This window comes from Vreelandella sp. 2A-K22, assembly GCF_054065485.1.
In genome coordinates this window covers 18494-31577 of sequence record NZ_JBSUGC010000005.1, presented here as the reverse complement: position 1 = coordinate 31577, position 13084 = coordinate 18494, and the positions used below count along the sequence as shown (strand labels likewise).

14 protein-coding genes are annotated in these 13084 nt (G+C 55.0%); 4 read left to right on the top strand and 10 right to left on the bottom strand.

Annotated elements, in window-relative coordinates; genetic code table 11:
* The first annotated feature begins 26 nt into the window (after positions 1–26).
* On the top strand, positions 27–821 hold the full coding sequence (locus ACW17M_RS08005; RefSeq protein WP_027960006.1) for an SDR family NAD(P)-dependent oxidoreductase: 795 nt from the start codon (positions 27–29) through the stop codon (positions 819–821).
* A 6-nt stretch (positions 822–827) separates the two neighbouring features.
* On the opposite strand, the gene ACW17M_RS08000 is transcribed toward ACW17M_RS08005, so the two are convergent.
* The 3 genes from ACW17M_RS08000 to fabV form a co-directional block, all read right to left on the bottom strand.
* Positions 828–1805 carry a GlxA family transcriptional regulator gene (locus ACW17M_RS08000; RefSeq protein WP_171051191.1) on the bottom strand — a complete coding sequence of 326 codons (978 nt, stop codon included), beginning with the start codon at positions 1803–1805 and terminating at the stop codon, positions 828–830.
* A 178-nt stretch (positions 1806–1983) separates the two neighbouring features.
* Positions 1984–2199, bottom strand: coding sequence for a hypothetical protein (locus ACW17M_RS07995; RefSeq protein WP_022522490.1), 216 nt, complete (start codon positions 2197–2199; stop codon positions 1984–1986).
* A 55-nt stretch (positions 2200–2254) separates the two neighbouring features.
* Entirely contained in the window at positions 2255–3466 is a 1212-nt protein-coding gene (gene fabV, locus ACW17M_RS07990; RefSeq protein ID WP_009288181.1) for an enoyl-ACP reductase FabV, read from the bottom strand.
* A 306-nt stretch (positions 3467–3772) separates the two neighbouring features.
* Between fabV and ACW17M_RS07985 the strand changes: the two genes are divergently transcribed.
* On the top strand, positions 3773–4159 hold the full coding sequence (locus ACW17M_RS07985) for a DUF7079 family protein (protein ID WP_027960003.1): 387 nt from the start codon (positions 3773–3775) through the stop codon (positions 4157–4159).
* Between the two features lie 20 nt (positions 4160–4179).
* On the opposite strand, the gene ACW17M_RS07980 is transcribed toward ACW17M_RS07985, so the two are convergent.
* Entirely contained in the window at positions 4180–4671 is a 492-nt protein-coding gene (locus ACW17M_RS07980; RefSeq protein WP_022522488.1) for a glutathione peroxidase, read from the bottom strand.
* Between the two features lie 58 nt (positions 4672–4729).
* Positions 4730–5347 (bottom strand): LysE family translocator, encoded by a 618-nt coding sequence (locus tag ACW17M_RS07975; protein ID WP_022522487.1) that lies wholly within the window; start codon positions 5345–5347, stop codon positions 4730–4732.
* Positions 5348–5583: 236 nt separating this feature from the next.
* Between ACW17M_RS07975 and ACW17M_RS07970 the strand changes: the two genes are divergently transcribed.
* A complete protein-coding gene (locus tag ACW17M_RS07970) occupies positions 5584–6318 on the top strand; it encodes a YebC/PmpR family DNA-binding transcriptional regulator (protein WP_414121978.1) in 735 nt (244 codons plus the stop codon).
* 6 nt (positions 6319–6324) lie between these two features.
* Here ACW17M_RS07970 and ACW17M_RS07965 read toward each other — a convergent pair whose 3' ends face one another.
* Both ACW17M_RS07965 and ACW17M_RS07960 read right to left on the bottom strand, forming a co-directional pair.
* Positions 6325–7161, bottom strand: coding sequence for a mechanosensitive ion channel family protein (locus ACW17M_RS07965; protein ID WP_009288177.1), 837 nt, complete (start codon positions 7159–7161; stop codon positions 6325–6327).
* A gap of 39 nt (positions 7162–7200) precedes the next feature.
* Complete coding sequence (locus ACW17M_RS07960; protein WP_009288176.1) at positions 7201–8349, bottom strand: hypothetical protein; 1149 nt, start codon at positions 8347–8349, stop codon at positions 7201–7203.
* A gap of 172 nt (positions 8350–8521) precedes the next feature.
* On the opposite strand from ACW17M_RS07960, the gene ACW17M_RS07955 reads away from it, so the two are divergent.
* Positions 8522–8788, top strand: coding sequence for a hypothetical protein (locus ACW17M_RS07955; RefSeq protein WP_027959997.1), 267 nt, complete (start codon positions 8522–8524; stop codon positions 8786–8788).
* An 83-nt stretch (positions 8789–8871) separates the two neighbouring features.
* On the opposite strand, the gene ACW17M_RS07950 is transcribed toward ACW17M_RS07955, so the two are convergent.
* The 3 genes from ACW17M_RS07950 to ACW17M_RS07940 form a co-directional block, all read right to left on the bottom strand.
* A complete protein-coding gene (locus ACW17M_RS07950) occupies positions 8872–9879 on the bottom strand; it encodes a zinc-dependent alcohol dehydrogenase family protein (RefSeq protein ID WP_009288175.1) in 1008 nt (335 codons plus the stop codon).
* A 47-nt stretch (positions 9880–9926) separates the two neighbouring features.
* Complete coding sequence (locus tag ACW17M_RS07945) at positions 9927–11819, bottom strand: ABC transporter ATP-binding protein (RefSeq protein ID WP_009288174.1); 1893 nt, start codon at positions 11817–11819, stop codon at positions 9927–9929.
* A gap of 89 nt (positions 11820–11908) precedes the next feature.
* Positions 11909–12949: an AbrB family transcriptional regulator gene (locus ACW17M_RS07940; RefSeq protein ID WP_009288173.1), complete on the bottom strand. Its 1041-nt coding sequence runs from the start codon at positions 12947–12949 to the stop codon at positions 11909–11911.
* Positions 12950–13084: the final 135 nt, after the last annotated feature.

Here is a 13084-nt window from a genome sequence, read left to right as displayed (position 1 = left end):
CACTCAGGATGAGAGGAGACCAGCATATGCAGATTGATCTAAGCGGCAAACACGCCATTATCACGGGTTCTACAGCGGGCATCGGTTTTGCAATTGCTCAAGGGCTCGCCAAGGCAGGCGCTGACGTGGTTATAACAGGGCGTACCCAAGCACGTGTTGATGGTGCCATCAGCGCACTTAAAAAAGACACTCCCAATGCCAAGGTAGAAGGCGTGGCGGCTGATCTCGGCACCGCTGAAGGTTGCCAAACGCTTATTAAACAGCAGCCCAGCGCGGATATCCTGATCAATAACGTAGGCATTTTCGCCCCGCAGGACTTTTTCGATGTAGATGACGCTACGTGGCAGCAATTTTTCGATATTAATATCATGAGCGCGGTGAGGCTTTCCCGTCACTACGCCCAGGGCATGCGCGAGCGCGACTGGGGCCGCATACAGTTTATCTCCAGCGAGTCGGGGATCAACATCCCTAGTGAAATGGTGCATTACGGCATGACCAAATCGGCGCTGCTCTCCGTCTCTCGCGGGCTGGCCAAAGTGCTCAGCGGCACCCAGGTCACCGTGAATGCCATTCTACCTGGGCCGACCCGTTCAGAAGGCGTGATCAAGATGATGGGGGAAATGGCGGAAAAAGAGGGCATCTCTCAGCAAGAGATGGAAGAACGCTTTGTTAAAGAGAACCGCCCCTCTTCAATTATCCAGCGCTTAGCAACACCCGAAGAAGTCGCGAGTATGAGCGTCTACGCCGCTTCTCCCCAAGCCAGTGCAACCAGCGGGGCGGCACTGCGTGTGGAAGGTGGCATTGTGGATACATTAACCTGAATCTTTCTAACCCAGGCGCTCTTCTCTCGGCGTCATGCCGAAATGGTGACGGTAGGCGGTAGAAAAGTGCGCGCCTGAGGAAAATCCCGTGGCAAACGCAATATCGCCTACCGGCCGGTCACTATCGCGAAGCTGTTTGCGCGCCTCTTGTAAGCGTAAATCCAGGTAGTAGCGACTAGGGACCGCCTGCAGATACTTCTTAAATAGCCGCTCCAACTGACGCCGAGAGATACCCAGATGTTCGGCCAGTTCCAGGGTCGAGAGCGGCTCCTCAATATTGGCTTCCATAAGCGTGACAGCCTCCACCAGACTTTGCGGCGCATGCCCCAGGCGGCTACGCAGCGGCACATGCTGGCGCTCATCTGCCAAGCGGATGCGGTCGCAGACAAACTGCTCAGACACCTGCTCCGCCAAGCGCGCACCGTGATGCTGGCCAATCAGCGTGAGCATCAAATCCATGGCCGCGGTTCCCCCCGCGCAGGTCAGCCTGTCGCGATCAATTTCAAACAGCTGTTGAGAAAGCGTCACTTGCGGATAGGCTTGAGCAAAGGCCTCAAAACGCTGCCAGGGCAGCGTCGCACGATAGCCTTCAAGCAACCCACAGCGTGCCAACACTTCAGTGCCCCCTGCCAACCCACCCAGTGCCACACCACGCCCCTGGTGCCCACGGAGCCACTCATTCAACTTTGCAGGAAGCGTATAGGGCAGCGGTGTTGGTGCGCATATCAACAGCAGGTCAAGCGGGCCTAATGCGGTACTTAGTGCGTGCTGAGCAATGAGCGAAAGCTGAGCACCACTGCGCACGGGCTCGTCATTGAGACTTAATGTGACGGTGTGGTAAAGCATCTGCCCACTCAGCTGGTTAGCCATTTGTAGCGGTTCCAGTGCGCTAGCGTGGGTCAATAACGAAAAACCTGGCAGCAGCAAAAAGGCCACCCGCCGACGCGGTAGCGCTGCCTGTGAGGCTAACGGGTTGGGCTGCATGATAACTGATTGAGTTGCATGAAAAGATGCATGAAAGACCGCCATCGACATAGATAAACGATCATCTTACCCAATTGCGTAGAGGATGGCAGCGTTATGACCACTGCAACAAAAACGTGACGCATGAATGCAAATTGCCGGGCGCAAGGCCCGGCAAAAAAGAGAGAATGGTTAAGTACTAATTACCGCGGTTAATAATGCCTAACACGACGATACTAACCACAATCACGCCGACAATGATCACCACTATCGGGAGTAACTTATACAGCCCGCCTGGCCGCTTCTTGGCTTCAGGCTGTAGATGCGGTTTTGAGGTTTCATAATCCTCAGGTATTCGCTCATTGATAATATGCTGCTTCTCTTCTTCCGGGGTTTTGCTTTCCCTAGTGTCCATAAACACCTCCAGCGTTCCGGTCGAATTGGGCGGCGCTACCGCCTCTGTGAATGGCTTACAGATTCACGACATCAAACGTAACCTCTGGATTGACGTCGGCATCGTAATCGACATCGTCACGCTCAAAGCCAAATAGCTTCAAGAATTCGTGCTTATAACCAGCATAGTCGGTAATCTCGAATAAGTTTTCGGTCGTCACTTCCGGCCACAGATCCTGGCACGCTTGCTGAACGTCATCGCGCAACTCCCAGTCATCCAAACGCAGGCGCCCTACCTCATCAGTTACCATTTCACCGCGCTTGCCTTGGGCTGAGTAGAGCTGCTCACCGAATAGACGGTTCAATTGATCGATTGTGCCTTCGTGCAGACCCTGCTCTTTCATGATGCGGTAGACCATGGCGATATACAGCGGCATTACCGGAATGGCCGCGCTCGCTTGGGTGACCACCGACTTGAGTACCGCCACATTGGCCCCGCCACCGGTCTCTTTCAGCTTGGCGTCGATAGCCGCTGCGGCGCGGTCGAGGTCTTCCTTGGCTTTACCCAGCGCACCGTGCCAGTAGATCGGCCAGGTGATTTCAGTGCCGATATAGCTAAACGCCACGCTACGCGCACCTTTTGCCAGCACACCTGCTTGGTCAAGTGCTTCCATCCACAGTTCCCAATCTTCGCCACCCATTACCGTAATGGTGTCGTCGATTTCCTGCTGGGTGGCTGGCTCTACTTCTGCTTCGATAATCGCGTCTTTATTGGTATCGATAGCAGTAGCGCGGTAGGTTTCGCCAATTGGCTTGAGGCTTGAGCGCTTAAGTTCGCCGCTATCCGGCAGCTTGCGAACGGGTGATGCCAGCGAGTACACCACCAGATCGATCTCGCCCATGTCCTGCTTGATCAGTTCAATGGCTTTTTCCCGCGCTTCATGGGAGAACGCATCGCCGTTAATCGATTTGCTGTACAGCCCTTCCTGCTTGGCAAACTTATCGAAGGCGGCACTGTTGTACCAGCCTGCGGTGCCGGGTTTCTTATCGGTGGCAGGCTTTTCAAAGAAAACGCCCAGGGTGTCGGCGCCGTAGCCAAACGCTGCGGTAATACGGGCTGCCAACCCATAGCCACTTGAAGCCCCAATGACGAGTACTTTTTTTGGGCCAGCCTGCTTATCCAAACCGCGAGCACGGGTCGCTTCAATCTGTTCGCGAACGTTCTGCTCGCAGCCGATGGGATGAGTAGTGGTACAAATAAAGCCGCGTACTTTGGGTTTAATAATCACAGAGAACCTCTTTATCAGATTGATTTAGCTTTTAATATCGTAACTGGCAACATCATAACTAGCGACATCGTTTTGCCATAGTTTTTGACATAGCTTTTGGCATAGTTTTTGAATTTGAAATAGCAGTGTCATGACTCATAGAGGCTATTCTAGCTCTCTCCGTGCGCTCTGTCCGCTCCTGAGCTATCGTCCGCCCATAAGCGACTGTCCATCCTTGGCTCCTGCCCACTCTTGAGCTCGGGGGGCATTCGCGTCACGATAGCTGCCAAAGTACTTATATCGGCAACGACTTCCCACGAGGCGATCATGAATGCACAGCAGCTAGTAGATGAACGCGGCGATCTATGGCTAGCGCTAGCCCCGCTGTGGCTGGACCGTGAACCCAGCGAGCGCGACTACGCGCGTATGGTCGAGGTCATAGAGCGCTATGATATGACGCTTAACGAGCTCGAATGGATGTTTCGCCTGGAAATGGCACCGGTGATGTCACGCCATCAGCTTTCAATCGCCAGCGAATGGCGACAATTTGACGACTATAAGCTGATGAAGCAGTTGGTCAATCACAATATGCGCTTGAAGGGCTGGCGACGCAAAAGCTGGGCGCTGTTTTCAGGCTTAACGACCATGATGGTGCGTCACCGCTGGAACGCGCTCATGAATCGTGTAGCAGTCGCGCGGGGCGAGCAGGTATAGAGGGATAGTGCCTTGTGGGGCTATGGGTATGTTTGATCCAAGGCTTCTTCTAATGCCAGACGTAGCGGGCGCCCGTGATAGCGCGGCCCAAAGCGGGCTATCACCTTGCCATCACGGCCCACTAGGAACTTGGTAAAATTCCATTTAATCAGCTGTGTGCCTAGGATTCCAGGCGCCTCGCGCTTGAGCAGCACAAACAGTGGGTGGGCATCACTGCCATTGACATTGACCTTTTCCAGTAGCGGAAAACTGACTCCAAACTGCTGCTCGCCAAACTGGCAAAACGCTTGAGCACTTTCCGGCGACTGGCGGCCAAACTGATTACACGGGAAACCGAGCACGGTGAAACCACGATCCCGATAACGCTGAAAAAGGGTTTCGAGTTCGCTTAGCTGCGGGGTAAAACCACACTGGCTGGCAACGTTAACCACCAGCAGCACTTGGCCGCGTAGCGCACGTAAATTGAACGGCAGCCCTTGGTGGGTATAGCAGTCTTGGTCGTATATTTGCATCAATCGGCCCCACAAAACCCCAAACGGCATGGGTATCACCATGCCACGGCTATGCTTTTTACACCAGCGGTCCGGCGACCACTCGTAGCGCCAGCGCGATTAACAGTACGCCCGTGATGCGGTTAATCCAATGGGCACGCCGCTGTAGCCAGGGCAGAATCTGCGAGTGGGAAAGCACCACCGCCACCAGCACGTACCAGCCGCCATCAATAATCATCGCCGTTAACACAATGATAGCTTTAGCTACCCCACTCATCTCCGGGGTCACAAACTGGCTCAGTAGCGCAACAAAAAACAGAATCAGCTTCGGGTTGCCTAATGCCACCAGCACGCCCTCTTTGGCCGCCTGCCCTCGGCTAGTGACAATCGCATTAGGCTCTAAGGCACCGGCTTTCCCGGCACGCAGCGCTTTAACCCCTAGCCACGCCAAATAAGCCGCGCCGAACCAGGTAATCAGCTGGAACAGCAGCGGAAAACCGGCGATTATCGCGCCTAGCCCCCAAACGGTAAGGAGCGCATAAAAGCCTACACCAAAGGCATGGAAAACTGCCGCGGTCACTCCAGTAAAACGCCCGCCGCCTAACGTATGGCGCAGCACCAGTGCCAAGCTCGGCCCCGGCGACATAGCGCCCATGGCACAAATCGCGGCGAGCGATAGCCAGAGTGTTAACGGCATGTCTTTTCCTCCTTGAGGGGTCAAAATCAAAATATGAGCAATGATGGCCAGTATACGCCAAGCCAAGCAACACTTCGGTAAGCGTCTTAAATAACGCTGTTAGCATGGTACGCTGTTGGGTAAAATTTAATCTTTTTGCTCTATGCGATTTTTTCGCTCATTTGAAAACATCCGCCCCGCCGCTCATTGCGCGGGGCATATAGCAAACATAGGTCTAGAAAACATAGGACGGCAACATGGGTAGGGCTTTTCAGAACCGTAAGGAATCCATGGCCAAAACGGCCGATGCAAAGACCAAGGTCTACAGCAAATATGGACGCGAGATTTACGTTTGCGCTAAAGCGGGCGGCACCGACCCTAATGGCAATCTGGCGCTGCGCGGCTTAATGGAGCGGGCCAAAAAAGATCAGGTGCCCTCTCACGTTATTGATAAAGCGCTCGACAAAGCCAGCGGTGCCGGTGGCGAGGATTTCTCGCCCGCACGCTACGAAGGCTTCGGCCCTGGCAATGTGATGGTGATTGTCGACTGCCTTACCGACAACCCCAACCGCACCTTTGGCGATGTGCGCGGCTGCTTCACCAAAACCAAGAGCAAAATCGGCACTCCCGGTAGCGTCAGCCATATGTTTGACCACTGCGCTATTTTCTCCTTCGCCGGAAGCGATGAAGAAGCCGTGCTTGAAGCGCTGATGGAAGCCGATGTGGATGTCACCGACATTGAGCAAGAGGGAGATCGCATCACTGTTTTCGCCCCGCACACCGACTATGCCAAAGCCAAGCAGGCGCTACTGGACGCGTTCGGTGAGATTGACTTCGAGGCTGACGAGATCCAGTTTCTGCCGCAAACCACCACTCCGGTTGAAGGTGACGATGTGGCGATGTTTGAAAAGTTTCTCGCTATGCTTAATGAGCTGGACGATGTGCAAAACGTCTATCACAGCGGTGAGCTGCCCGAGTCTACAGACGCCTAAGGCCTGTTAGTAAGAAGATTCTGCCGCGTTGCGTGCATCCAGGGCAGCATCCGGTGGCAACATCGCTGACTGCACGCCTGCGGCACTCAGCACTGTTTTACCGCGCACAGTTAGATCGGTAATAAACAAAAACTGCTGGCGCGGATCCACCGGGTAAGCGCGTATGCGGTAGTGGGTGCCCCAGGGTTTCTCTTCGGCCACCACAATAATTGGCTTATCGAACTTCAGATAGGCGCTGGTTAACGCCACATCGCGCAGCGCTTTACGTACCCAGCCTGCTTCGTGCTCGGGGTGAAGGTAAAAACTCGCCACGCACTGCAGGCTGGTACCGCCATTATTAGCGTTGTAAACGGCGTGATCCCACAACTTTAAGTGCGGCACGGCGACTAAATCATCGTCGGGCGTCTGAATATCTACCGTGCGCAAACCGACGTGCTTAACCTCGCCGTAAGTGCCTTCAATATTAACCCAGTCCCCTGGGCGATAAGGCAGTTCAATCGCCGAAACAACACCCGCAATCAAGCTGCTTACGTAATCCTTCATGGCAAAACCAATGGCTAAGCCAAGTGCTCCCAGCAACGTGACCATATTACGTAGCGATGGCTCGATAATAATCGGTACGATGATGGCCAGTGCAGTAATCAAAATCAGTAGGCGCGTTAGAGGCACCAAGGCAAAAATGCGGAAACGCACTTGCCCGTGTAACCGAGTGGCCAGCCAGTTAAGCCCCCGCTGGCTGACAATAATCAGCACAATGGTCGATAGCAGCACCACCCCAAGGGTAATCATCGCTTGGCTATCAATATCGTTAAACAATCGTGCGTACTTTTGTTGTTCGTCCATGGGTGCCCTCCGCAGGCCTGTCGCTGTTAGCGCGGCGACTTAAAGGGGATCAACCAGATAATTGCGCGATTCCAATAGCTGGCGAACGCTTGCGTAGCTTAACGGTGTGATCTGCCAACGCCCTTCGCTGCTTGAAACAATCCCTTTGCGCTGCAAAGCTAACCGGGCATTGAGTGCCTCGTGGTGTGAAAACGGCAACACCTGCCCGAGGGAGTGGTCATCCAGACCGCCATGAACCAATAACGCATGCAGCACCAGCGTGGCGATATCCCCGGTATCTGTGGAGAGTTCTGCCTCGGCGAGGGCATCGACCAGCCACAGCGCCTCTTCATCGTCTGCTGTTGGCTCACGCAGCCGCTCGCGCCAGTAGTGCCAAGCAAGACCTATATGACCACGACAGTGAGCAGCTAAGCGCTGTAGCTCTTTGTTAGGGGCTTTGTCGCCATGCTGGGTTGCTGATTCAGTCAATACTGGCTTACCGGTTCGCGTGCTGTAGACCAACGGAGACTGCCCTTCATGGGTCGCAATCTTCGCAAAGTACTGCGACAGCTGTTCGCCCTCCATGGCTTGAAGGGTAAATACCGGCGCGCCCTCGATACCGACCACTTCTTGTAGGTAGGCATACGCCCAGCTGTCACAGCCAATCACACCCTGCCCCAAGCGGCCACTTAAGGCGCGCTCAAGAAATTCACGTACGCCCTGAATACCCTGAGTGTGGCGTAAAAAGTAGCGTTCTAATGCGGGAACAGCCCACTCGCGTTGATTGGCACAACGCTCTACCCACTGAGTGTCGCCTTCGGCAAGCTCGCTGAGCGTGGGTGGCGGCAAACAGGCAAAGTGGTGCTGTTCCGCCCACTGACTCACCACAGAAACATGGCCGCTGTGCGGCGGGGTAATAAAAAACGTAACCGGCGCTTGCTGGCCTTTTAGCTGCTGCGCCAAAGCCCTTGCGGCGGGCGCCCAATCGATGGGCGGCACTAAATGCGCTAGCTTAACCTCGGGCAACGCACGCAGTTCATGCTCTTCTTTTACCTGCTGCTCAGCGCTGTTTTTGCCTACCAGCCACGTCGAAGCCGAACGCAACGAACGTCGCCATTGGCTTGCCTGGGTCTGCTCAGGGGTACGAAACTGATCGAGCTCGACGACCGCCCACAGCGGCGTGTCGGCTGATGATGAATGCTCCCCCATGACCTTGTCCCTATGGTTAGCAATAAGCGTTCACTTTAGCACGGTGCGCGCAGCTTCTAACCTCATAGACGAACTTATGGTCTAAAATAAAGTCTTTATAGACAGTCGTTAGCGCACATAACGGATTATTATTTTATTGCGAGAGCAATGGCAAAAGCTAAAGGAGAAAGCAATGAGTGTTGTCCACGTTAGCGAAACAGAACTCCACGCCAAGCTCGAGAAGTGTATTGCCGGTGAGCGGCTACTGATTGAGCATGAGGGCAATCGCTTTAGCGCCAGAATCCAGCACGTTGGGCTAATGGGCGTAAAGGTGATACCTGAAACCGAGATTAAGAACAGCCATCGCACACCGGGTGACGTTGAAGGCGTGATGGTGCCCTACGATGAGATATTGGAGCTTGAAGTAAAAGGCGTGGTCTACAGCCGCTTGCCAGATTAGTCTGCACTTGCACGCCCGGCAAGTGCGCAAGGCGTGCAAACTATTTATCTATGACTCACTTCCTCGAAAGTAAGCCAACTGTTTTAAAACGTCAGGCAGATCTTGCCGAAGTGCTGGCCAGATTCCTGGTGGCGGAAAGCGTCGGCGATCTCGGCAAGCGGGAATTCGCGGTCAATGATCGGGTGCATATCGAATGTTTCCAGCGCACGAATCATCTCGATCTGGTGGCGACGACTGCCCACAATCAAGCCTTTCAAACTCGCCTGCTTGGCCATTAATTTAGCCGTCGGTATTTCACCCTCACGCCCAGTGAGGATACCAATCAAAGCGATATGCCCACCGATTTTGATCGCATCAAAGGATTGCGGCAGCGTACCTGGCCCGCCCACTTCGACGATATGATCAACGCCTTCGCCGTTGGTCAGCTCTTTCACGCGCTTACCCCAATCAGGCGTCTCTTTATAGTTGATGGTGTGCTCGGCGCCCATCTCACGCAGCCGCGCCAGCTTTTCGTTAGATGATGAGGTAGCAATTACCCGCGCGCCCATCAATCGGGCAAACTGCAGGGCAAAAATGGATACCCCGCCCGTGCCCATCACCAGCACGCTATCCCCCGCTTTAATGCCACCATCGACGACCAGCGCCCGCCAAGCGGTCAAGCCAGCGGTGGTTAAGGTAGCGGATTCCGCATGGCTATAGCCCTTGGGCTGATGGGTAAACCACTCAGCCGGGCGTACAACCTGCTCACGAGCGTAGCCATCCACGCCATCACCTGGCGTGGTGCGAAAATCACCGACACGCGCCGGGCCTTCCAACCAGTGGGGAAAGAAGGTCGATACCACGTGGTCGCCCACCGCGAACTCACTGACACCATCGCCCACGGCTTCGACAACGCCTGCGCCGTCTGACATGGGAATACGCCCATCGTCGGTGGGAATCATCCCAGCGACCACGGCGTAGTCGTGAAAATTCAGAGAGCTGGCGTGTAGACGTACTCGGATTTCACCAGGGCCCGGCTCCCCAGGCGCTTCCATGTCGACAACGTCCAGCTTGTCCAAACCGCCGGGCTGATTCAGCTTGATCGCTTTCATCGTTACCTCAGTATGTACAGTTCGAATATGTACATTGATGTATGTATCTACTGTTGGTTGGGGCCGTTGCCGTCGATATCAAGGCCCAGGAAGCCACCTGACTGGCGCTGCCAAAGGCTGGCATAAATGCCGTTGCGTGCAAGCAGCTCCTGGTGCGTGCCACTTTCCACCATGCGCCCTTCATCCACCACAATTAACCGATCGAGCATGGCAATGGTCGACAGCCGATGCGCGATGGCAATCACCGTTTTGCCTTCCATCAGCGTATCCAGCTGCTCTTGAATGGCGGCCTCCACTTCCGAGTCCAGCGCCGAGGTGGCCTCGTCCAGAACCAGAATCGGGGCATTTTTGAGCAGCACCCGGGCGATCGCGATCCGCTGGCGCTGCCCACCGGAAAGCTTCACTCCGCGCTCGCCCACATGGGCATCCAGGCCGCGACGCCCTTTCGGGTCGACCAGATCATTGATAAAGGTATCTGCATGGGCGCGGCACACCGCGTTCCAAACATCTTCGTCACTGGCGTGGGGACTGCCGTAACGGATGTTGTCACGCAGCGAGCGGTGCAGCAGCGAGGTGTCTTGGGTGACCATGCCAATCTGGTGGCGCAAAGAGGTTTGAGTCACCTCGGCAATGTTTTGCCCATCGATCAATATCTGCCCACCTTGCAAGTCATAAAAACGCAGCAGCAGATTGGCCAGGGTGGATTTACCCGCCCCGGAACGGCCGATCAGGCCGATTTTCTCGCCGGGCTTGATGGTCAGGCTGAGTCCATCAAAGACGTTTTTACTCTCCCCTTTCGCCTGGGCGTATTGAAAGCGCAGCGCATCAAACACAATTTCGCCATGGGGAACCTGAAGCGCTTTAGCATTGGGCGCATCGTTGATCGTGGGCTTCTGAGCGATGGTGTTCATGCCATCTTGAACCGTGCCGATATTTTCAAACAACCCGGCGACTTCCCACAATATCCAGTCAGACATAAAACGGATACGCATGACCAGCGCGATGGCAATCGCCAAAACGCCCAGGGAAATAGCCTCCGTGTACCAGGCGCTGATCGCCATGGCCGCAGTGCCCACCAACAGCGCCGTGTTGAGCAGCGTCAAACCCACGCTCATGATCGTCACCAAGCGCATCTGGCGGTGAACGGTGACCATAAAGCCTTCCATAGCATCTTTGGCGTAGCGCTGCTCGCGCTCGGTGTCGGCAAACAGCTTGATGGTTTGGATATTGCTGTAGCTGTCCACCACGCGCCCGGTCATTTGGGCACGGGCGTCTGCCTGCGCCATAGAGACATCTCGCAGGCGCGGTACGAAGTAGCGCATGATCGACAGGTAGCCCACCAGCCACAGGCCCAGTGGGATCAGCAGCAAAAGATCCGCCCGGCCCAGCAGGTAGGCCGCACCAGTGAAATAGACGATGGCGTAGACCAATAGATCCATCACCTTGGTGACGGTCTCGCGGATCGCCAGCGCCGTTTGCATCACCTTTTGCGACACCCGCCCGGCAAATTCGTCCTGATAAAATGCCAGGCTCTGGCTAAGCATATGGCGGTGGGATAGCCAGCGGCCGATCATCGGGTAGTTACCGAAAATACTCTGATGAGTGACCAATGACTGCATCAGCACCAATAGCGGCAAACCGATCAGCAGCAATAGCCCCAGACCAGCAAGCCACAGGCCATTTTCAGCCCAAAAGCCTGCACGTTCAACGTTGCCCAGCCAATCGACCAGTTGCCCCATGTAGCTAAAGAAAACCACTTCAGCCGCCGAGACCAGCGCCGTGAACAGCGTCATTAGCAGCAACAGCGGCAGCATCGGACGGGAAAAGTGCACAATAAACGGCATTAAGCCCTTAGGCGGCGTTTTAACCTCGCCTTCCGGATAAGGGTTTACCCGCGTTTCGAAGTAACGAAATAGCGGCTGTAAAACACGCGATAGCATGAGGCTTCCTTACGTGACTGGCGTTGGTGTGTCTGAGGTTGATGTGACAGACGTTAACTTATTTATGTAACAGTTTGATTGTTTAAGATTTAAGAAGGAGCGTGGCGCAGCAGCCAACGCGCCCAAAAAGGCGCAATGATCATCAGCGTGACCATGCGCAGCAGGTGATGAAAGGCAACAAACACCGGGTCGATATTGAGCGCGACGGCCAAAATAGCCATTTCGCCAATACCCCCCGGCGCCAGCGCCAGCAGCGCCACATCGCGCCCTACCCCTAGCAGTTGATGAATCAGCTCGGCAAATAGTGCAAGTACCAGCAACGCTAACAGCGTCGCCACACCAGACTGCCATAAATAGCGGCCAAAAAGCTTTCGCGTCATGCCCTTAAAGCGCGAACCAATGGCACTGCCCAGCACCCACAGCATCAGGTTCATCCCCCACTCTGGGAGAGCGAAACTGGCAATATCAACACCGGATAATAGAGCAGCGGCTAGCAGTGGTGCCAGCAGTGCAGGGCTGGGAATTCGCAGCCAGCGTCCTAGCGGCAACAGCAGCGGGATCATCAGTAGCATCCAGCCGTGTTCAAAACTGCTATGAACAGGGCCGATGCCCTCGCCTCCGCCCTCATAGGCCCAAAATAGCGGCGGCAAAAAAAGAATCACTAAAATGATGCGCAGCGACTGCGCGACTGCAATACGCTGGGGGTCGCCACCGCACTTTTCGCCCAACAGAATCATCGCCGTCATCGCGCCGGGCGAGGCACCAAACCAGGCACTGACGGGGTCGAAACCACAGCGCCGGTACCAGGCAGCGGCTACGGCAGTGGAGGCGGCTACTCCCAGCAGCAAGAGAGCAGCAGAAACCGGCCAATCCAGTACGCGATGAGCCAGCTGCGGCGTCACCTGGCTACCCAACACCAACCCCATGACGGCTAGAAATACGTTACGCAGTGGCTCAGGCACTTCGACCTTCACGCCTTGTGAAGAGACCACTAGGTTGGCAATAAGAGGGCCAAGCATCCATGCAAGGGGCAAACCGGACAGTTGAAACAGCGTACCGCCAACGGCGCCAACGGTTAGTGATATTGCCAGCGCTTTTGCGCTCCCTGCATTCAACACGACGCCCTTCACATCGACTCCCTAAATCTTAAAATCTGTCCCTATTGACGCAATAATTAACCTGCTAATGACATCCAGTAGTCTAGCACTTAACCAGTGGTTTGGGCTTCAATGATGGCGAAGAGGTATGCTTTTGGTTGCTAAGCT

Coding starts and splice junctions, on each gene's coding strand:
- ACW17M_RS08005 (WP_027960006.1), top strand. CDS start 27: ATGCAGATTGATCTAAGCGGCAAACACGCCATTATCACGGGTTCTACA.
- ACW17M_RS08000 (WP_171051191.1), bottom strand. CDS start 1,805: ATGCAGCCCAACCCGTTAGCCTCACAGGCAGCGCTACCGCGTCGGCGG.
- ACW17M_RS07995 (WP_022522490.1), bottom strand. CDS start 2,199: ATGGACACTAGGGAAAGCAAAACCCCGGAAGAAGAGAAGCAGCATATT.
- ACW17M_RS07985 (WP_027960003.1), top strand. CDS start 3,773: ATGAATGCACAGCAGCTAGTAGATGAACGCGGCGATCTATGGCTAGCG.
- ACW17M_RS07980 (WP_022522488.1), bottom strand. CDS start 4,671: ATGCAAATATACGACCAAGACTGCTATACCCACCAAGGGCTGCCGTTC.
- ACW17M_RS07975 (WP_022522487.1), bottom strand. CDS start 5,347: ATGCCGTTAACACTCTGGCTATCGCTCGCCGCGATTTGTGCCATGGGC.
- ACW17M_RS07970 (WP_414121978.1), top strand. CDS start 5,584: ATGGGTAGGGCTTTTCAGAACCGTAAGGAATCCATGGCCAAAACGGCC.
- ACW17M_RS07965 (WP_009288177.1), bottom strand. CDS start 7,161: ATGGACGAACAACAAAAGTACGCACGATTGTTTAACGATATTGATAGC.
- ACW17M_RS07960 (WP_009288176.1), bottom strand. CDS start 8,349: ATGGGGGAGCATTCATCATCAGCCGACACGCCGCTGTGGGCGGTCGTC.
- ACW17M_RS07955 (WP_027959997.1), top strand. CDS start 8,522: ATGAGTGTTGTCCACGTTAGCGAAACAGAACTCCACGCCAAGCTCGAG.
- ACW17M_RS07950 (WP_009288175.1), bottom strand. CDS start 9,879: ATGAAAGCGATCAAGCTGAATCAGCCCGGCGGTTTGGACAAGCTGGAC.
- ACW17M_RS07945 (WP_009288174.1), bottom strand. CDS start 11,819: ATGCTATCGCGTGTTTTACAGCCGCTATTTCGTTACTTCGAAACGCGG.